Below are 20,231 nucleotides of genomic sequence, written 5' to 3'. Positions count from 1 at the left end.
CACCACCACTCGTCCGACCGGAGCCGACGGAGAACACCGAGCCGTCACCGCGCCGAGCACAATCCATCGTCGACGCCGGTGCCGTTCAACGAACCACCCATGACCGCGGTGACCTGTCCCAATATGCCGCACGAGCGCGGTTCGCGGCATCTTCTCGGATACGACGCGAAGGCCCGTCCACTCCGGTGAGGGGACGGGCCTTCGCGTGGAAAGCTGTTGTGGCCTACTTGATTTCGGCGAGGACGGTGCCCTGGGTGATGGCCGCGCCCGCCTCGATCGACAGACCGGTGACGACGCCGGCCTTGTGGGCGTTGACGGGGTTCTCCATCTTCATGGCCTCGAGGACCACGATCAGGTCACCGGCTTCGACGGTCTGGCCCTCGGTGACCGCGACCTTGACCACGGTGCCCTGCATCGGGGCGGTGACCGAATCACCCGAGGCCGCGTTACCGGCGCCCGCGCCACGCTTGCGCGGCTTGGGCTTCTTGCGCACCGCGCCCGCACCGTTCCCGGCACCGGCCGCGACGCCCGCGCCGACGCTGAACTGACCCGGCAGCGACACCTCGAGGCGACGCCCACCGACCTCCACGACGACCTTCTGCCGCGGCTCGTCCTCGTCCTCGATCGGCTGGCCACCGGTGTACGGCTCGATCGGGTTGTCCCAATCGGTCTCGATCCACTTGGTGTAGACGTCGAACTTCTCACCGTCGCCGATGAACGCCGGGTTCTCCACAATGTGCCGGTGGAACGGCAGCACCGTGGCCAGACCCTCGATCTGGTACTCGGCCAGCGCGCGCGCCGCCCGCTGCAACGCCTGGTCCCGGTTCTCACCGGTCACGATCAGCTTGGCCAGCATCGAATCGAACTGACCACCGATGACGCTGCCCTCGACCACACCGGAATCCACGCGCACACCGGGGCCCGCGGGCTCGGAGTACACGGTCACCGGTCCGGGGGCGGGCAGGAAGTTGCGGCCCGCGTCCTCACCGTTGATCCGGAACTCGAACGAATGCCCACGCGGGGCCGGGTCCTCGGTGATCGAGAGCTCGTAGCCCTCGGCGATCCGGAACTGCTGACGCACCAGATCCAGGCCCGAGGTCTCCTCGGTCACCGGGTGCTCGACCTGCAAACGGGTGTTCACCTCGAGGAACGACACCGTCTCGCCCTGCACCAGATACTCCACGGTGCCCGCACCGTAGTACCCGGCCTCCTTGCAGATCCGCTTGGCCGACGAGTGGATCTTCGCGCGCACCTCGTCGGACAGGAACGGCGCGGGCGCCTCCTCGACCAGCTTCTGGAACCGCCGCTGCAACGAGCAGTCACGCGTGCCGGCGACCACGACATTGCCGTGCTTGTCGGCGATGACCTGCGCCTCGACGTGCCGGGCCTTGTCCAGGTACTGCTCCACGAAGCATTCGCCACGCCCGAACGCCGCGGTCGCCTCACGCGTCGCGGACTCGAACAGCTCCGGAATCTCCTCGATCGTGTGCGCGACCTTCATGCCACGACCACCACCGCCGAACGCGGCCTTGATCGCGACCGGCACGCCGTACTGCTTCGCGAACTCGACGACCTCGGTGGCGTCCTTGACCGGGTCCTTGGTGCCCGCGGCCATCGGCGCGTCGGCGCGCTGCGCGATGTGCCGGGCGGTGACCTTGTCACCCAGGTCCCGGATCGACTGCGGCGAGGGACCGATCCAGATCAGACCCGCGTCCAGCACGGCCTGCGCGAAATCCGCGTTCTCGGACAGGAACCCGTAGCCCGGGTGGATCGCGTCGGCGCCCGAACGGGCCGCCGCGTCGAGGATCTTGTCGAACACCAGGTACGACTCGGCCGAGGTCTGCCCACCCAGGGCGAACGCCTCATCGGCCAGTTTCACGAACGGCGCGTCCGCATCCGGCTCCGCGTACACCGCGACACTGGCGATCCCGGCATCCTTGGCGGCCCGGATCACGCGCACGGCAATCTCGCCCCGATTGGCTACAAGGACTTTGGTGATCTGCGCGTTGGCATGGTTGGGCACTGAGCCTCCTGTGCTCTGAATACTTTCGTCTCGGGCGAGTGTAGGCACTCTGCCAATAGAACCCGAACCCGGGAGGCACTACCGAACGGTAGGCGGGTCACCGGATCCCGGACGGTACCGCCGTGTCCGGCACCGATAGCAGCAGGCCCGGTTCATTCCCCTTGACGATGGGCGTACGAACCGAATTCGCCCATTCGGTCCACGAACCGTCGTAGTTTCGCACCTGCGCCAGCCCGAGCAGGAAGGTGAGCACGAACCAGCTGTGCGCGGCCCGCTCGCCGATCCGGCAGTAGACGATCGCGTCCTGATCGGCCGGGAGCTCCGCGTAGATCCGATCCAGTTCCGCGCGCGAGCGGAACCGCCCGTCCGCGCCGATCGCCGAATTCCACGGAATGTTCACCGCCGCCGGAATGTGTCCGGCGCGCAGGGTCTGTTCGTCCGGGCGGTCGCGGATCCGGTCGAGTTCACCGGAGTACTCCTGCGCCGTGCGCACATCGATCAGCGGGCGGCCCAATTGCCCGCGCACATCGTCCAGGAAGGCCCGCGCCCCGCTGTCGTCCCGCTCGATGATCGGATACTCCTCGAGACCCACCGCGGGCACCTCGAAGGTGGTGTCGCGGGCCTCGGAGATCCAGGCGTCGCGCCCGCCGTCCAGCAGTCGCACATCGGCGTGACCGAACAGCGCGAAGACCCACGCGGTGGCCGCTGCGGTGCCATTGCCCTTGTCTCCGTAGACAACCACGGTATCTTCACGCAAAATACCCTTCGCCCGCATCAGTTCGGCAAAACGCACACCGTCCACGACGTCCCGGGTCAGTGGATCGGTAAGCTCGGCGCGCCAGTCGATCTTGATGGCACCTGGCACATGCCCGATGTCATAGAGCAGAACATCGTCGTCGGACTCGACTATCTTGAGCCCCGGCGTGCCGATGTTTGCCGACAGCCACTGTGTGGTTACCAGTCGGTGAGGGTGCGCGTAGGAGCCGAACGAAGGATGAGGGTCCGAGGCGACGGGCACGGTGGTTGGTCCTTCAGGCGTGATTAGACGGTGGTCGAGCGGTTCCGTTCCGATGGTAAGCGCGAAGCCTTACAACAACTGGTCTCCCAGTCGCGAATCGGATGAATGAGCGAATAAGTCGCAGCCTCATCCGATAAAGTCTCCCGGGAGGAGGGGTGAGCTATGTCCGATTCTTGGCCGCGACGACGCCTGCTCGCGATCCTACGCGGCGCAAGCGAGCCTCTCGATGCCCAACAACTGGCCCGTGTCACCGGGCAGCACGTCACCACGGTCCGATTCCACCTCGATGTGCTCACCCGCGAGTCGCTGGTTCGGCAGTTCCAGCAGCCGCCGCGCGGGCGCGGTCGGCCGCGGATCGGCTACAGCGCCGTGCAGCGATCGGTCGGCTATCAGGATCTGGCCCAGGTGCTGGCCGATCAGCTCGGCAGTGATCCGCGCAGCCGCACCGAGGCCGCCATGGCCGCCGGACGGGCCTGGGGCGCCAAGTTGGAGACGCTCGAGGAGCCGATCGAGAACCTGGAGGACGCACGCAGCCTGATCATCACCGCGATGTCCGAACTCGGGTTCGCGCCCGAACGCGAGACCGGCCCCGAGCCCGACGAGCAGGCGCTGATCCGGATGACCGGCTGCCCGCTGCGGGAACTGGCGCGCACGCATTCGGAGGTGGTGTGCGGTGTGCACATGGGCCTGCTGCGCGAGGCGTTGGACCGCAACGGCGCGCACGACACCGTGAACGTGCGGCTGCACCCCTTCGTGGGGCCGGAATTGTGTGTGGCGCGGCTGGAAGCGGTGCGGGATTCGCTGGTGCCCGATCCGGCCACCATGCCCGACGCGCCGGTCGGCACCGCGTCCGAACCGCGGATCGCGCCGGCGGACCGCTCAGCGAGTCGCGTCGGACCCCAGTTGCGTCCCGCCGACCCACAGCTGCGTTACGACGACACCCACGTCGCCAAGCAGTCGACGAACCAGCGGTAGACCGATCCCGATGACGCTGGACGGATCGCCGTCGATGCGATCCACGAACCAGCCGCCCCGCCCGTCCAGGGTGAACGCGCCCGCGACCTGCAACGGCTCCGCGGTGGCGATGTAGGCGTCCAGCTCGGCGGCGGTCGGGGTGGTGAAATGCACAGTGGTGCCAGTGCAGTCCGACGCCTCGGCGACGATCCGCGAATCCCGCACCCGCAGCACGCAGTGTCCGGTCAGCAGATCCGCGCTGCGCCCGGCCATCACGGCCCAGCGCTTGCGCGCGACCTCGGGCGTCAGCGGTTTGCCCTGCAGTTCCCCGTCGACCAGCAGCATCGAATCACAGCCGACGACAACACAATCGGCGACGACATCGGCGTGCTCGGCGATAAGCGCGGTGGCCACCGCCTCGGCCTTGGCCCGCGCGAGCGCACAGACCACGCCCTCGGGAGCGGTACCGGCGGGCAGGGCGTCGGCGACGGCGTCCTCGTCCACCTGCGAGACCCGTACCACCGGATCCAGTCCCGCCGACCGCAACACCTGCAAACGGGCAGGCGACGCCGACCCCAGGACGAATGCCGGCCCACCCGTCGCCCGACCACCACCCCCCACGGAATCGCTCCGCGATGCTGTCATTCAGTCGCGCAGATGCGACAGGAACGGAAAAGCGTACGGCGAGAACGGCGTCGAGCCGCGGTGCATCATCGTGGGCCGACCCCACAGATCCACGGGCCCGGACTGCGCGGGCGCGGCGGCGGCAGCGTTCGCGGCGGCCGCGAAGACGCACACCAGGGCGGCGAGTTCCGCATCGGTGGGTGAGCCCTTCAGGATCCGGATATCCGGTCCCGCACTCGATTCGGACTCGGCCACGATCGGCTCCACCGCATCGACGACCACGTCGTCGACCGACAGAGCCAATTCGGCGGCGCGAAGGACCTCTTCATCAGCCACAGCCGTCACAGCGCCAGCTCCTCCTGTATTCCTTGCCCGGCCCCCGCGAGGCCCGGCGTCCGAGGGCCGGAATGGTTCCGGAGCCCTCGAACGGTATTCGTTGCGGCCCTCGAACAGGTGAGGGCCGACACTTTCCATCTTTGCTCGGATGTGCCGCTCGCGCGGCGAGTGTAGGACGTCTCACAGCAAGTGTGCGCCCCGCACTGGACATATCGTCCGATCAGAGCGGAATGTTGCCGTGCTTTTTCGGCGGCAGGGCGACCATCTTCCGCTCCAGCAGCCGCAGCGCCGAAACAATTTGTCCGCGAGTGTGCGAGGGCGGAATGACCGCGTCGACGTAGCCGCGCTCGGCGGCCACGTACGGGTTGACCAGGGTGTCCTCGTACTCGTTCTGCAATTCCAGGCGCAGCGCGTCGACATCGGCGCCCTCGGCGGCGGCCTGCTGCAACTTCTTGCGGTACACGAAACCGACCGCGCCCGAGGCTCCCATGACCGCGATCTGGGCGGTCGGCCACGCCAGGTTGACGTCGGCGCCCATGTGCTTGGAGCCCATCACGTCGTACGCGCCGCCGTACGCCTTGCGGGTGATGACGGTGATCTTGCCGACCGTCGCCTCGCCGTACGCGTACAGCAGCTTCGCGCCGCGCCGGATGATGCCGTTGTACTCCTGATCGGTGCCCGGCAGGAAGCCCGGGACGTCGACCAGGGTGATGATCGGAATGTTGAACGCGTCGCAGGTGCGCACGAACCGCGCGGCCTTCTCCGAGGCGTCGATGTCCAGGCAGCCCGCGAAGTAGGTGGGCTGATTGGCCACGAAACCGACGCTGCGGCCGTCGATCCGGGCGAACCCGATGATGACGTTCTGCGCGCGCTCGGCCTGCACCTCGAGGAATTCGTCGTCGTCGACCAGGCGGCGGATCACCTCGTGCATGTCGTACGGCTGGTTCGGGGAGTCCGGGACGAGCGTGTCGAGCTCGAGGTCCTCCTCGGTCAGCGAATCCTCGATCGCGCCGTCGACCGGGTCGGTGGCCGGGAAGCGCGGGGCCTCGGCGCGGTTGTTGCTGGGCAGGTAGCTCAGCAGATCCTTGACGTAGTCCAGCGCGTCCTGCTCGCCCGACGCGACGTAGTGCGCGGTACCCGACTTGGCCATGTGGGTGTGCGCGCCACCCAGCTCCTCCATGGTGACCTCTTCACCGGTGACGGTCTTGATCACGTCGGGGCCGGTGATGAACATCTGGCTGGTCTGATCGACCATGACGACGAAGTCGGTCAGCGCCGGGGAGTACACGTGGCCGCCCGCGGCCGCGCCCATGATCAGCGAGATCTGCGGGATGACGCCGGAAGCCTGGACGTTGCGGTGGAAGATCTCGCCGTATAGGCCGAGCGAGACGACGCCCTCCTGGATGCGCGCGCCCGCACCGTCGTTGATGCCGATCAGCGGACGGCCGGTCTTGATGGCCAGATCCATGACCTTGACGATCTTCTCGCCGTAGACCTCGCCGAGCGAACCGCCGAAGACGGTGACATCCTGCGAGAAGATGCACACGTCGCGGCCGTCGATGCTGCCGTAACCGGTCACCACGCCGTCGCCGAGCGGGCGGTTGTGCTCGAGTCCGAAGTTGACGCTGCGGTGCCGGGCCAGCGCGTCCATCTCCACGAACGAACCCTCGTCCAGCAGGGCCAGGATGCGTTCGCGGGCGGTCATCTTGCCCTTGGCGTGTACCTTGTCGACCGCGGCCTCACCCATCGGGTGCTTGGCCTCTTCCAGCCGATTACGCAGATCAGCCAGCTTGCCAGCCGTGGTGTGGATATCAGGGACGCCCGCCGAATCCGACGTCGGCTGCTGCTGGACACTCGTCATGTCCCGGAGTGTAACCAGTGCCAGGGCCTCGCGGAATTCCGGTAGGGGCTACCGATGGGTACCCTTATTGGCTGCTCGCCAGTTGAAAACCGCTGATGAAATGCGGTGAGGGAGATCAGAAACCACCCTCGGAAAACTGGAAAAAGTCACAATCGAGCCGAGTTGGTTCAGGACCCGATCGAGTTGGTTCAGGACCGGCCGAGTCGATTCAGGACCCGACCGAATCGATTCACCACGCGACCGAATCGGCTCAGGACCCGACCGAATCGATTCACCACGCGACCGAGTCGGCTCGACACGCATCCGAGGCGGCTCGAGTCAGTTCAGCACCCGATCCAGCGCGTCGACCGCGCTGTCCAGTTCTTCAGTGGTGACGGTAAGAGGCGGGCGGAAGCGGATGCCGCGGTCGCCGGTGCCCAGGAGTAATACGTGTTCGTCCTCGCGTAGCCGGGTCACGACCTCGTCGCGCAGTTCGGTCGAATCCAGCGTGATCGCGCACAGCAGGCCGCGTCCGTGGGGATCGTGCACGCGCGGATGACGTGCGGCCAACGCGACCAGCCGGTCGAGCAGATGCGCGCCGAGGCGGGCCGCGCGATCGGCCAGGCCGTCGCGTTCGATCACCTCGAGGATGCGGCGGGCGCGCACCATATCGGCGAGGTTGCCGCCCCAGGTGGAGTTCAGCCGCGAACTCACCGCGAAGACGTTGTCGGGGATCTCATCGATGCGCCCGCCCGCCATGATGCCGCAGACCTGCGTCTTCTTCCCGAAGGCGACGATATCGGGGGTCAGGCCCAATTGTTCGTAGGCCCAACGGGTTCCGGTCGCCGCGACGCCGGTCTGCACCTCGTCCAGGATGAACAACGCGTCGAACTCGCGGCACATGGCCTGCATCGCCTGCAGGAATCGGGGCCGCATATGCCGGTCGCCACCCTCGCCCTGGATCGGTTCGGCCAGGAAACAGGCGATATCGTGCGGATTCTCGGTGAAGGCGGTGCGCGCCTGGTCGAGTGCGTGCGCCTCGGCGGCGTCGATGTCGACATCGTGCGCCAGGTACGGGGTGTCGATGCGCGGCCAGGAGAATTTCGGGAAGCGGGCGATCTTCACCGGATCGGTGTTGGTCAGTGACATCGTGTAGCCGCTGCGCCCGTGGAACGCGCCGGTCAGATGCAGCACCTTGGTGCCGAGATCCGGTGCGCGACCGTGCATTTCGTTGTGCCGACTCTTCCAGTCGAAGGCGGCCTTGAGCGCGTTCTCCACCGCGAGCGCGCCACCGTCGATGAAGAACAGGTGCGGCAGTGCGGGATCGCCGAGGACGCGCGCGAAAGTGGCTACGAAACGGGCCATTTCGACGGTGTAGATGTCGGAGTTGCTGGGTTTGTTCAGCGCGGCGGTGAGCAGTTCGGATCGGAACCGCTCGTCCTCGACCAGGGCCGGATGGTTCATGCCCAGGGCCGAGGAGGCGAAGAAACCGAACATATCCAGGTAGGTGGTGCCGTCGCGGGCGTCGACGAGTCGGCGGCCGTGCGATCGGATCGGATCCAGGACCAGATCGAAACCGTCGGCCAGGATGTTCGCGCGGAGGATCTCATGCACCCTTGCGGGGGTGACCGGCGGCGCGTCAGCAACCACCACGGGGCGCTCCAGTTCTAGGGTCACTCCCCCAGGCTACGGAAATTTTTACGTTTTCTCTACGGATTCCCGTATAAGTTACGACCGAAGATCATCTGTCATAGAATGTCTGCAAGATGATGGTGCTTCGTGTCCGGACGTTGGCCGTCGCGCGGATCTCCTGCAACAACTGCTCCAGATGCCGCGGCGAGGCCACCCGCACCAGCAGGATGTAGCTCTCCTCGCCCGCCACCGAATGGCACGCCTCGATCCCGGGGACGTGCCGCAGCAGGGCGGGAGCGTCATCGGGCTGGGACGGGTCGAGAGGAGTGATCGCGACGAATGCCGACAGCAGGTGCCCCAGCGCCTCCGGATCGATCTTGGCGGTGTATCCCTGGATGACGCCGCGCGCCTCGAGGCGGCGCACCCTGGACTGCACCGCGGACACCGAAAGATTCGCCTTCTCCGCGAGGTTGGACAGCGTCGCGCGGCCGTCCTCGGTCAACTCGCGGATCAATAGTCGATCGATCTCGTCCAGAACAGATTTCGCCGGTGCGTCCGCCATCAGCGAAGGCTAACGCAGTGATTCGGACTCGTGGCCGGAACCGTGGCCACCGCACCCCTACGGAGGTACCCATGACACGTGCCACATCGGTCGCCGGTGATCCGGCCGCCCGCGCCGTCGAACTGCTGTCGAGTATGGGCGTCACGATGCCCGCGCCCGGTTCGCTGGTGGCGCGCACGCCGATCACCGGGGCGGCGCTGACCACTCTGACCGCGAGTTCCGGTGCGGATGTCGATGCCGCTATCGGTAAGGCCGCCAACGCATTTCGCGACTGGCGCACGGTGCCCGCACCGCAGCGGGCCGCAGTGGTGCGACGGCTGGGCGAGTTGCTCCGGGAGCATCTGCACGAGTTGGGCGAGTTGGCCACGCTGGAGGCGGGCAAGATCGGCGCGGAGGCCCGCGGCGAGGTGCAGGAGATGATCGACGTCTGCGAATTCGCGGTCGGGCTCTCGCGGCAGTTGTACGGGCGCACCATGGCGTCCGAACGTCCCGGGCATCGGCTCATGGAGACCTGGCATCCGCTCGGGGTGGTCGGGGTGCTGTCGGCGTTCAATTTTCCGGTGGCGGTGTGGTCGTGGAATACCGCGATCGCGCTGGTGTGCGGTGACACCGTGGTCTGGAAGCCTTCGGAGACAACGCCTTTGACCGCACTGGCAGGTCATGCGCTGCTGCGGCGTGCCGCGGTCGAGGTGGGTGCGGATCCGGAGATCCATCAGCTCGTTCAGGGGGCCGCCGATGTCGGGGAGCGGCTGGTGGACGACGAGCGCGTCGCGCTGCTGAGTGCCACGGGGTCGGTGCGGATGGGGCGCACGGTGGGCCCGCGTGTGGCGGCGCGGTTCGGGCGCTGCCTGCTGGAGTTGGGCGGGAACAACGCGGCGATCGTGACGGCTTCGGCGGACCTGGAATTGACAACGCGCGCAGTGGTTTTCGCCGCCGCCGGGACGGCCGGACAGCGCTGCACCACGCTGCGGCGGGTGATCGCGCACACGGACGTCGTCGCGGCGTTGGGCGATCGGCTGTGCGACGCGTATCACCAACTGCGCGTGGGTGATCCGCTCGAGGACGGGGTGCTGGTCGGCCCGCTGATCAACGGCCGCGCCTACACCTCGATGCAGGACGCGCTCGCCCGCGCCCTGGCCGACGGTGGTGAATTGCTGTGCGGCGGTGAGCGTGTCATCGTCCACGGGGAGGAGTCCTACTACGTGCGACCGGCGATCGTGCGCATGCCCGCGCAGACCGAGGTGGTGCGGGAGGAGACCTTCGCCCCCATCCTCTACGTCCTGACCTACTACGATTTCGACGACGCGATCGCCCTGCACAACCAGGTCCCGCAGGGCCTGTCCTCGACGGTGTTCACCCGCGATCAGCGCGAGGCCGAGCGCTTCCTCGCGGCCGACGGTTCGGACTGCGGCATCGCCAACGTCAACATCGGCACCTCGGGCGCGGAGATCGGCGGCGCGTTCGGCGGCGAGAAGCAGACCGGCGGCGGGCGCGAATCGGGTTCGGACTCCTGGAAGGCGTACATGCGCCGGGCCACCAACACGATCAACTACTCGACCGAACTACCTCTGGCCCAGGGCATCGAGTTCTCGCCAGTCTCTTCGTGACTCAGACCTACCGGCTCCGGTCGGTGGGCTCGGGCCAATCGGCTCCAGTCAATCGGCTCGGGTCGGTCGGCTCGGGTCGGTCGGCTCGGGTCGGTCGGCTCGGGTCGGTCGGCTCGGCTCTGGTCGGTCGGCTCGGCTCTGGTCGGTCGGCTCGGGTCTATCGGCTCGGGTCGGTCAGCTCCGGTCAATCGGCTCGGGTCGGTCAGCTCGGGTCGGTCGGCTCGGCTCTGTTCGGTCGGTTCGGGTCTATCGGCCCGGGTCAGTCAGCTCCGGTCGGTCGGCACCGGTCAATCGGCTCGGGTCGGTCAGCTCGGGTCGGTCAGCTCGGGTCGGTCGGCTCCGGTCGGGCGGCTCCGGTCGGTCGACGTGGTCGCGCAAGTCGATCGACGACCTGCACGGGTGCCGTGTGGAGTGTTCGCATCCTGCGGGGGGCGTGGCAGGCTCAGCAGAATGCGCCGGAGGAGGAGTTCGTCGGGCCGGTGAACTGCGTCGGAGCGGCCTCGGAGTAGCCGCACCCGTTCCACCTGCGGCCACGTATTCGTGTCGGTGGTGGGGTGCAGACTGATGCGCATGGATCAGTTCTCCCGGCCTACGCAGGAGTGGTTCGACGGCGCGTTTCCCGCGCCGACGGCCGCTCAACTCGGTGCGTGGCGGGCGATCGCGGCCGGGGAGCACACGCTGGTCATCGCGCCGACCGGTTCGGGCAAGACGTTGTCGGCGTTTCTGTGGGCGATCGATCAGCTCGCGGGCAGGTCGGCGACGGACGAGGCGCGCGGTACCGGGGTGCTGTACATTTCGCCGCTCAAGGCGTTGGCGGTGGATGTGGAGCGCAATCTGCGGGCACCGCTGGTGGGGGTCACGCAGACCGCGAAACGGCTGGGGTTGCCCGCGCCGGAGATCAGCGTCGGGGTTCGGTCGGGCGATACCACCGCGGCGGCGCGGCGATCGCTGCAGCGCACCCCGCCGGACATCCTGATCACCACGCCCGAGTCGCTGTTCCTGATGCTCACCTCGGCCGCGCGGGAGACGTTGCGCGCGGTGCACACCGTCATCGTGGACGAGGTGCATGCCATCGCGGGCTCCAAACGCGGTGCGCACCTGGCACTTTCGCTGGCCCGGCTGGACGGGCTGACCGAGCGGCCCGCGCAGCGGATCGGGCTGTCCGCGACCGTGCGGCCGCCCGAGGAGGTGGGCCGGTTCCTGGTGGGCCGCGCGCCGATCACCATCGTCGCCCCGCCCGCGCCGAAGACCTTCGATCTGTCGGTGCGGGTGCCGGTGGCGGATATGACCGAGCCGGATCCAGCGGGTGACACCGAGCAGGCCGGGTCGATCTGGCCGCATGTCGATTCGGCGATCGTGGATCTGGTGCTGGCGCATCGGTCCTCGATCGTGTTCGCAAATTCGCGGCGGCTGGCCGAGCGGCTCACCGCGCGGTTGAACGAGACGTATGCCGATCGGATCGGGGTGAGTGCGGAGGTCCCCGAATCCGCGTCGGAACCCGGGCCGCCTCTGCGCACGCCCGCGCTTATCGGTGCCACCTCCGAGGTCAACAACGGCAGCGCGACGCTGCTGGCCCGCGCGCATCACGGGTCGGTGAGCAAGGAGCAGCGCGCCCTCATCGAGGACGATCTCAAGACCGGGCGGCTGCGCTGCGTGGTCGCCACCAGCAGTCTCGAACTGGGCATCGATATGGGTGCGGTCGATCTGGTGGTGCAGGTGGAGGCGCCGCCCTCGGTGGCCAGTGGACTACAGCGCGTCGGGCGGGCCGGGCATCAGGTCGGCGAGATCTCCCGCGGTGTCATCTTCCCCAAACACCGCACCGACGTGATCCACTGCGCGGTCGCCTCCATGCGCATGACGGCCGGGCAGATCGAACAGCTGCGGATTCCCACCCATCCGCTGGACATCCTGGCCCAGCAGACCGTCGCGGCCTGTGCCCTGGATCCGATCGATGTGGATACCTGGTTCGAGATCGTCCGCGGCACGGGAAGCTATGCGACACTGCCGCGTTCGGCCTACGAATCGGTGCTGGACCTGCTGTCCGGGCGCTACCCGTCGGACGAGTTCGCCGAGCTGCGCCCGCGCGTGGTGTGGGACCGCGACGCGGGCACCCTGACCGGACGTCCCGGGGCGCAACGCCTCGCGGTCACCTCCGGCGGCGCGATCCCCGACCGCGGCCTGTTCCCGGTGTTCATGGTCGGCGAGAAAGCCTCCCGCGTCGGCGAACTCGACGAGGAGATGGTCTACGAATCCCGCGTCGGCGACGTCTTCGCCCTCGGCGCCACCAGCTGGCGCATCGAGGAGATCACCCACGACCGCGTCCTGGTCACCCCCGCCTTCGGCCTCCCCGGCCGCCTCCCCTTCTGGCACGGCGACTCCCTCGGCCGCCCCGCCGAATTGGGCTCCGCCCTCGGCGAATTCGTCCGCACCACAGGTCAGGCCATCGAACACGCCCCCGCCGCGACGATCGATGCGTTACTCAGCACTCCCCCCGGGCTCGAGCGAGCGGAGCCGCTGGGAACCGATGGCGCTATCGCTGAGCAGCGGTTCGAGGGGTCGGACTCCGTCGGGTCCGGGGTGTCGAGGCAATCGGTGGGGAGTGGTGCGTCGGTGGGTTCACAAGGGAGGAAGCGCGGAGCAAAGGGGGATCGGGCGGGGGCGTCCGGTGGGGGGACGAACCCGGGTACGGGCGAGTTGGATGGGTTCGGGGGGATTGTGCGGGCGGCGGGGTTGGATGCGTTCGCTACGGCGAATCTTGTTGCGTTGCTGCGGGATCAGCGGGCGGCGACGGGGCAGCTGCCGACGGATCGGACGTTGTTGGTGGAGCGGTTCCGCGATGAGCTCGGGGATTGGCGGGTGGTGTTGCATTCGCCGTACGGGTTGCCGGTGCATGCGCCGTGGGCGTTGGCGGTGGGGGCGCGGCTGCGGGAACGGTTCGGGGTGGATGCCGCGCCGCAGGCCTCGGACGACGGGATCGTGGTGCGCCTGCCCGACACCACCGACGAACCGCCGGGTGCGGATCTGTTCGTGTTCGAGCCGGACGAGATCGATGAGGTGGTGACCGAGCAGGTCGGCGGTTCGGCCCTGTTCGCCTCCCGGTTCCGCGAGTGCGCGGCGCGGGCGCTACTGCTGCCGCGTCGCGATCCGGGCCGCCGGGCACCGCTGTGGCAGCAGCGGCAGCGCGCGGCGCAACTGCTGGATGTGGCGCGGAAGTTCCCGGATTTCCCGATTCTGCTGGAGACCGCGCGCGAGTGCCTCCAGGACGTGTACGACCTGTCCTCGCTGCGCGAGGTGCAGACCGGGATCGCGCACCGCAAGCTGCGGCTGGTCGAGGTCGAAACCGCCACGCCCTCACCGTTCGCCAACGCCCTGCTGTTCGACTACATCGCCCAGTTCATGTACGAGGGCGACAGCCCGCTGGCCGAACGACGGGCCGCGGCACTCTCGCTGGACTCGGGCCTGCTGGCCGAACTGCTCGGACGGGTGGAACTGCGGGAGCTGCTCGACGCCGAGGTCCTCGATCTCACCGAACGCGAATTGCAGCGCCTGACCCCCGAACGCCAGGCCCGCGACGCCGAGGCGCTGGCGGATCTGCTGCGGCTGCTGGGCCCGCTGACCCCGGCCGAAGCGGTCCCGCGCTGCACCGCCGATCCCGAACCGTGGTTCGCCGAACTCCTCGAAGCCCGTCGCGCCCTGTCGGTTTCGTATGCGGGGCAGCAGTGGTGGGTGGCGATCGAGGACGCGGCCCGGCTGCGCGACGCCCTCGGTGTGCCGCTGCCGATCGGGGTTCCGGCCGCGTTCATCGAGCCCGTCGCCGATCCGCTGGGCGATCTGGTCGGCCGGTACGCGCGCACGCACGGCCCGTTCGGGTTGGAGGCGCTGGCGCACCGCTTCGGTCTCGGCCCGGCCGTCGCGGCGACCGCCCTGCATCGGCTCGCCGCCGAGAAACGGGTCGTGGAGGGCGAATTCACGCCCGGGGCGGCCGGTACGGAATGGTGTGACACCCAGGTGCTGCGCCGGTTGCGGCGGCGTTCGCTGGCCGCGGCGCGCAAGGAGATCGAACCCGTCGCGACCACCGCGTTCGCGAAGTTCCTGCCCGCCTGGCAGCAGGTCGGCACCGGCCAGTTGCGCGGCGTGGACGGTGTGGCCGCGGTCGTGGAACAGCTTGCGGGCGTACCGATTCCGGCCTCCGCGTGGGAATCGCTGATCCTGCCCGCCCGGGTCCGCGACTACGCGCCCGCCATGCTCGACGAACTGATGTCCACCGGCGAGGTCATCTGGTCCGGCCACGGCTCGCTCACCGCCAAGGACGGCTGGATCGCTCTGCACCCCGCCGACCAGGCCGCCCTCGCCCTCTCCCCACCCGACGACATCGACCTCACCGAAACCCAGATCCAACTCCTGGTCGCCCTCGGCGCCACCGTCATCCCGGAAACGCCGCCGACGCGCGCGCAGGTGGTGCCCTCGGTCGGCGGGGCGTACTTCTTCCGGCAGCTCTCCGACGCCACCGGTCTGCTCGACGACGCGGCGGTCGCGGCGGCGCTGTGGGAACTGGTGTGGGCCGGACATGTCGCGGGCGACACCTTCGCACCGGTGCGGGCGCTGCTGTCGGGGAGCGCGCGCAGCACCGCCACCCATCGCACACCCCGGCGCACGCCGCGCGGCCGGATGTATCTGCCGCGCGCGAACATGCCGACCCGCAGCGGCCCGCCGACCATGGCAGGACGCTGGTCCCTGCTGCCGGAACGGGTGTCGGACAATACGATTCGCGCGCATGCCACGGCCGATCTGCTGCTGGAGCGGTACGGGGTGCTGACCCGGGGATCGGTGCAGGGCGAACAGGTTCCGGGCGGATTCGCGCTGATGTACCGCGTACTCACCGAATTCGAGGATCGCGGCCGCTGCCGCCGCGGCTATTTCATCGATTCGCTCGGCGGGGCGCAGTTCTCCACGACCGACGTGGTGGACCGGCTGCGTTCCTTCGACACCGAACGATCCGCCGAATCCGAAGGCGCACAACGTACTTCCGATACCACCCTGGCCCTGGCGGCCTGCGACCCCGCCAACCCCTACGGCGCGGCCCTACCCTGGCCGAAGGGCGCGACCGAAGCCGCAGGCCACCGCCCCGGCCGCAAGGCGGGCGCACTGGTGGTCCTGGTCGACGGCGAACTCACTCTCTACCTCGAACGTGGCGGCAAAACCCTGCTCACCTTCACCGAGGACCCGCGGCAACGCACCCGCGCCGCCACCACCCTGGCCGCCCTGGTCCACGACCACCACATCGACTCCCTCGTCGTGGAGCGCGTGAACGGAGAATCCGTGCACGGCAACACTTTCGCCGCCTTCCTCACCGAAGCAGGGTTCGCCCCCACGCCCCGCGGTTTCCGTCTACGGAGCCGACCATGAATCCGCTCCGGCCCGACGCACCACTTGTTCGATGTGTCACTCGCGCACTCGGAGGTGCCCGTGCCCGAGGGTGACACGGTCTTCCGGACCGCCGGGCGACTGCGGGCGGCGCTGGCCGGGAACACGCTGGTGCGCAGCGATTTTCGGGTGCCGAGATACGCGACGCTGGATCTGTCCGGGCAGACCGTCGAGGAGGTCGGCAGTTACGGCAAGCATCTGTTCGTGCGGACGCCGACGGTCAGCATCCACACGCACCTGAAGATGGAGGGTGAGTGGCGGGTGTTCACACCGGGCCAGCGCTGGACCAAACCGGCGTTCACCGCGCGGCTGATCCTCGCCACCGCCGCAGCCGAGGCGGTGGGCTTCGCGCTGGGAACCGTCGAGGTATTGCGCCGCGAGCAGGAACACACCGTCACGGACCGGCTCGGCCCGGATCTGCTGGGCCCGAATTGGGATGCGGCCGAAGCGGTTCGCCGCCTGCTGACCGAACCGGATCGCCCGATCGGCCTGGCCCTGCTCGACCAGCGCAATCTGGCCGGGATCGGCAATATCTACCGCAGCGAGATCTGTTTCGTCGAACGCGTCGACCCGCGCCGTCCGACCGGATCGGTACCCGACCTGCCCGCCCTGGTCGACAGGGCACACCGAGTCCTGCACTCCGCCGCCCACGATCCCCCGTGGCGGCCCTACGTCTACCGCCGCCACCGCCAACCCTGCCGCCGCTGCGGCACCACCCTCACCCAGACCCTCATCGGCGAGGGCCCCGACACCGAACGCACGATCTACTTCTGCACCGGCTGCCAGGAATAAGCCCGACCCCCGAACACCATCCCCACAACGCCCCCACCACACCACAGTGTCATTTGCCACTCAATAGCTAATATCTCGGTCGCGCGCAACGACATACCCGTCATGACCGCAGCCACCGCCCACCGCATCGCGCGCATCACCCTGCAACTGGTGCATGCGCTGATCGCCACGGCCATCACGCTGCTTCTGGTCTACCTACTGCTCCACACCCGATGACCCCCTGTTCGATCATGCGCCCGGACAACACAACCGCGCGCTGGAATCACCCGTCGGTCGGGACGGGTTCGAGGATCTCCGGGCGGGGTTCGGGTGCGGCGGCGCGCAGGGCGTCGGCGGAGATGTCGTCGGGTTGGGTTTGGGAGCGGATCTCGGCGTCGACCCTGGCGTTGTAGGTGGCGACCTCCCGGGCGACGCGCTGATCGTCCCAGCCCAAGACCGGGGCGACGAGGCGGCCGACCTCTTCGGCGCAGGCCACGCCGCGGTGCGAGTATTCGATGGAGATGCGGGTGCGGCGGGCCAGGATGTCGTCGAGGTGCAGTGCGCCCTCGGCGGTGGCGGCATAGACCGCCTCCACGCGCAGATACGTCGGGGATTCGGTGATCGGTTGCAGCAGTTCGGGTTTGCCCGCGGCGAGGTCGAGCACGTCGGTGACCAGGGAGCCGTAGCGGTCCAGCAGGTGTTCGATGCGGTACGGGTGCACGCCGTAGGTCTGCGCGAGTTGCGGGGCCTGGTTGAGCAGGGCGAAGTAGCCGTCCGCGCCCAGCAGCGGCACCTTCTCGGTGATCGAGGGCGAGACCCGCTGCGGGATATCGGGTGCCGCGGCATCCACCGCGTCGTACGCCATCACCCGATAGGTGGTGTACTTGCCGCCCGCGATGGCGACCAGTCCCGGGCAGATCCGCGCGACGGCGTGTTCGCGCGAGAGCTTGGACGTCTCGTCGCTCTCCCCCGCCAGCAGCGGCCGCAATCCGGCGTAGACGCCCTGGATGTCCTCGTGCGTGAGCGGCGTGACCAGCACCTGGTTCACCCGTTCGAGCAGATACGCGATATCGGCCTTGGTCGCCGCGGGATGGGCGAGGTCCAGATTCCAGTCGGTGTCGGTGGTCCCGATGATCCAGTGACCCGGCCCCCACGGGATGACGAACAGCACCGAGGTCGGGGTCCGCAGGATCAGCGCGGTGTCACTGGCGATCCGATCGCGCGGCACCACGATGTGCACACCTTTGGAGGCCCGCACGTGGAAACGTCCGCGCTGCCGCGAGAGCGCCTGGATCTCGTCGGTCCAGACACCGGTCGCATTGATCACCACATGCCCGCGCACCTGCGTGGCGCGCCCGTCCTCGCTGTCGCGCACCTTCACCCCGACCACCCGATCGGCCTCCCGCAGGAACCCCACCACCTGCGTCGAGGTGCGCACGACCGCACCGTAGTGCGCGGCGGTGCGGGCCACGGTCATGGTGTGCCGGGCGTCGTCGACAACGGTGTCGTAATAGGTGACCCCGCCGATCAACGCGTCCCGCCGCACCCCCGGTGCCAGCCGCAACGCCGCCGACCGAGTCAAATGATGTTGTCCCGGAACAGATTTCGCCCCACCCATGGTGTCGTACAGCACCAGCCCCGAAGCGACATACGGCCGCTCCCACACCCGATGGGTCAGCGGATACAGGAACCGCAGCGGCTTGACCAGATGCGGCGCAAGGGTTTTCAGACTCAACTCACGCTCACGCAACGCCTCCCGCACCAACCCGAAATCCAGCTGTTCGAGATACCGCAACCCACCATGAAACATCTTGGACGACCGACTCGAGGTCCCCGAAGCCAGATCCCGCGCCTCCACCAACGCAACCTCGAGCCCCCGAGTAGCCGCATCCAACGCGATCCCCGCCCCGACCACCCCACCCCCGATGACAACGACATCGAAATGATCCCGCCCCAACCGCTCCCACGCACCATCCCGCTGACCGGGCCCCAACTCCCCGGCCGAACGGGACCCCGCCTGCGATATCTCCGCCATCCTCGACTCCTCCAGCCGATGCCGAACGCTCGTTGGTGACACACCTGCCCGCGACATAGCCGCAAGGTAGCTGGACGTCACTGTAGTGCACCGCCGTCCGAGCGCCCGGCATCGTCGGCCGGAGGAGAAGCCGCTAGGGCTAGCCGTCGCGCTCTTCGCCGAACGTTCGCGCCAGCCTGTCGACGGCCTCGCGCAACGTCGGTGCGTCGAACGTGGTGAAGCACAAGCGCATTGCCGAGCGGTAGTCGGAATCGACGGCGAATGCCGATCCCGGGACGTAGGCGACGCCGTGTTCGACTGCGCGCGAGAGTGATCGGGCCGTGTCGGTGTCGTCGGTGAAGGATGCCCAGACGAACATGCCGCCGGTGGCGTCGGTACTCACGATGCGGTTGCCGAATCGTTCGCGCAGTGCGCCGACCAGTGCCTTCGCGCGTTCGCCGTAGTTGCTGCGCACCGTGTTCACGTGTGCGGCAAGCCAATCCGTGTCGGCCAGCAGGTCGGCGGTGATCTGCTGGGTAAGCGCCGAACCGCACAGGTCCGCACCCTGTTTGAGCAGTTCCACCGCGCGGCAGACCCGGTCGGGCGCGACCATCCAGCCCGCGCGCAGCGAGGGGGCGAGGATCTTCGAGGCGCTGGACAGCCGAATCACGTTGGGCGAGTAGGTCGCAACGGGTTCGGCTGCGGGCCGGTCGAACCAGAGTTCGCCGTACGGATCGTCCTCGATGACCCAGAATCCGTAGCGGTCGGCGAGCCCGGCCAGCTCCGCGCGACGCCGCGCACTCATCGTCACCCCGCGCGGATTGTGAAAGTTGCTGACCGTATGCACGACCGCCGGACGCTCCCCGCGCTCGAGCAGTTCGGCGAGCAGATCGACCCGCATCCCCTCCGCATCCAGCGGAACCGACGCGATCCGCGCCCCGGCGGCCCGGAACACCTGCAACGCACCGACATACGCCGGATCCTCGACCACCACCAGCGCGCCCGGATCCAACAGCACCTCACCCAGCAGCGACAACGCCTGCTGCGAGCCGTGCGTGACGAACACCTCCGCGATCGGCACCGCCCGGCCCAGCCGCGCCGACTCCCGCGCGGCAAGCACCTCACGCAGCGGTCCCCAGCCCGCCGACTGGGTGTACTGCAATCGTGAACGATCCGCCAGCGCGGCCTCGGCGGCACGGGCGATCCGATCGCGCGGCATGAGCTGTTCGTCCGGCAACCCACCGGCCAGGCCGATGACCTCCGGACGTTCGGTCAACGTCAGCAGATCACGAATCGCCGAACTCCGCAGACCGTCCAGCCGATGCGACAGCGATGGTGAGACGGGCGACATAGAGACCTCCGACAATGGGTTACGTCATCCCACCATCGCACAGGTAATTCATTATATGAAATTTGTATCTCAGAT

13 protein-coding genes are annotated in these 20,231 nt (G+C 68.3%); 4 read left to right on the top strand and 9 right to left on the bottom strand.

Translation table 11 applies throughout. The features are described 5' to 3' along the window. Positions 1 to 223 precede the first annotated feature (223 nt). Together NRB20_RS31970 and NRB20_RS31965 are read right to left on the bottom strand one after the other, a co-directional pair. Positions 224 to 2,023, bottom strand: coding sequence for an acetyl/propionyl/methylcrotonyl-CoA carboxylase subunit alpha (locus tag NRB20_RS31970; RefSeq protein WP_319945664.1), 1,800 nt, complete (start codon positions 2,021 to 2,023; stop codon positions 224 to 226). Positions 2,024 to 2,120: 97 nt separating this feature from the next. After that, entirely contained in the window at positions 2,121 to 3,041 is a 921-nt protein-coding gene (locus tag NRB20_RS31965; RefSeq protein WP_319945663.1) for a sulfurtransferase, read from the bottom strand. Between the two features lie 162 nt (positions 3,042 to 3,203). Here NRB20_RS31965 and NRB20_RS31960 point away from each other — a divergent pair, with 162 nt between their 5' ends. After that, entirely contained in the window at positions 3,204 to 4,016 is an 813-nt protein-coding gene (locus NRB20_RS31960; RefSeq protein ID WP_153415142.1) for a helix-turn-helix transcriptional regulator, read from the top strand. Here NRB20_RS31960 and NRB20_RS31955 read toward each other — a convergent pair. From NRB20_RS31955 to NRB20_RS31935, 5 genes are all read right to left on the bottom strand, one after another. Next, the gene (locus NRB20_RS31955) at positions 3,921 to 4,640 is read right to left on the bottom strand and encodes a Maf family protein (protein WP_153415141.1); all 720 of its coding nucleotides are present in this window, start codon (positions 4,638 to 4,640) and stop codon (positions 3,921 to 3,923) included. The genes NRB20_RS31960 and NRB20_RS31955 overlap by 96 nt on opposite strands. Then, a complete protein-coding gene (locus NRB20_RS38610; RefSeq protein ID WP_319945662.1) occupies positions 4,641 to 4,964 on the bottom strand; it encodes an acyl-CoA carboxylase subunit epsilon in 324 nt (107 codons plus the stop codon). A 211-nt stretch (positions 4,965 to 5,175) separates the two neighbouring features. Then, on the bottom strand, positions 5,176 to 6,816 hold the full coding sequence (locus NRB20_RS31945; protein ID WP_153415139.1) for an acyl-CoA carboxylase subunit beta: 1,641 nt from the start codon (positions 6,814 to 6,816) through the stop codon (positions 5,176 to 5,178). Between the two features lie 318 nt (positions 6,817 to 7,134). Then, on the bottom strand, positions 7,135 to 8,448 hold the full coding sequence (gene lat / locus NRB20_RS31940) for an L-lysine 6-transaminase (RefSeq protein ID WP_406603905.1): 1,314 nt from the start codon (positions 8,446 to 8,448) through the stop codon (positions 7,135 to 7,137). Positions 8,449 to 8,536: 88 nt separating this feature from the next. Beyond that, positions 8,537 to 8,989, bottom strand: coding sequence for an Lrp/AsnC family transcriptional regulator (locus NRB20_RS31935; protein ID WP_153415138.1), 453 nt, complete (start codon positions 8,987 to 8,989; stop codon positions 8,537 to 8,539). Between the two features lie 71 nt (positions 8,990 to 9,060). On the opposite strand from NRB20_RS31935, the gene amaB reads away from it, so the two are divergent. The 3 genes from amaB (at position 9,061) to NRB20_RS31920 (ending at position 16,812) form a co-directional block, all read left to right on the top strand. Beyond that, positions 9,061 to 10,596 carry an L-piperidine-6-carboxylate dehydrogenase gene (amaB, locus tag NRB20_RS31930; RefSeq protein WP_153415137.1) on the top strand — a complete coding sequence of 512 codons (1,536 nt, stop codon included), beginning with the start codon at positions 9,061 to 9,063 and terminating at the stop codon, positions 10,594 to 10,596. 570 nt (positions 10,597 to 11,166) lie between these two features. Further along, the gene (locus NRB20_RS31925) at positions 11,167 to 16,002 is read left to right on the top strand and encodes an ATP-dependent helicase (protein WP_153415136.1); all 4,836 of its coding nucleotides are present in this window, start codon (positions 11,167 to 11,169) and stop codon (positions 16,000 to 16,002) included. 60 nt (positions 16,003 to 16,062) lie between these two features. Then, a complete protein-coding gene (locus NRB20_RS31920) occupies positions 16,063 to 16,812 on the top strand; it encodes a DNA-formamidopyrimidine glycosylase family protein (RefSeq protein WP_319945659.1) in 750 nt (249 codons plus the stop codon). Between the two features lie 262 nt (positions 16,813 to 17,074). On the opposite strand, the gene NRB20_RS31915 is transcribed toward NRB20_RS31920, so the two are convergent. Then, positions 17,075 to 18,826: a glycerol-3-phosphate dehydrogenase/oxidase gene (locus tag NRB20_RS31915; RefSeq protein WP_153415134.1), complete on the bottom strand. Its 1,752-nt coding sequence runs from the start codon at positions 18,824 to 18,826 to the stop codon at positions 17,075 to 17,077. Between the two features lie 139 nt (positions 18,827 to 18,965). After that, positions 18,966 to 20,156 (bottom strand): aminotransferase-like domain-containing protein, encoded by a 1,191-nt coding sequence (locus tag NRB20_RS31910; protein ID WP_153415133.1) that lies wholly within the window; start codon positions 20,154 to 20,156, stop codon positions 18,966 to 18,968. Between the last annotated feature and the right edge of the window lie 75 nt (positions 20,157 to 20,231).

This window comes from Nocardia macrotermitis, assembly GCF_009604405.1.
Taxonomy (GTDB): Bacteria; Actinomycetota; Actinomycetes; order Mycobacteriales; family Mycobacteriaceae; genus Nocardia; species Nocardia macrotermitis.
This window is presented reverse-complemented; position numbering and strand designations above follow the sequence as displayed.

Bases quoted from the DNA above. Each gene is read 5' to 3' on its own strand.
- NRB20_RS31960 (WP_153415142.1), top strand. From the start codon at position 3,204: ATGTCCGATTCTTGGCCGCGACGACGCCTGCTCGCGATCCTACGCGGC.
- NRB20_RS31955 (WP_153415141.1), bottom strand. From the start codon at position 4,640: ATGACAGCATCGCGGAGCGATTCCGTGGGGGGTGGTGGTCGGGCGACG.
- NRB20_RS31945 (WP_153415139.1), bottom strand. From the start codon at position 6,816: ATGACGAGTGTCCAGCAGCAGCCGACGTCGGATTCGGCGGGCGTCCCT.
- NRB20_RS31935 (WP_153415138.1), bottom strand. From the start codon at position 8,989: ATGGCGGACGCACCGGCGAAATCTGTTCTGGACGAGATCGATCGACTA.
- amaB (WP_153415137.1), top strand. From the start codon at position 9,061: ATGACACGTGCCACATCGGTCGCCGGTGATCCGGCCGCCCGCGCCGTC.
- NRB20_RS31925 (WP_153415136.1), top strand. From the start codon at position 11,167: ATGGATCAGTTCTCCCGGCCTACGCAGGAGTGGTTCGACGGCGCGTTT.
- NRB20_RS31915 (WP_153415134.1), bottom strand. From the start codon at position 18,826: ATGGCGGAGATATCGCAGGCGGGGTCCCGTTCGGCCGGGGAGTTGGGG.
- NRB20_RS31910 (WP_153415133.1), bottom strand. From the start codon at position 20,156: ATGTCGCCCGTCTCACCATCGCTGTCGCATCGGCTGGACGGTCTGCGG.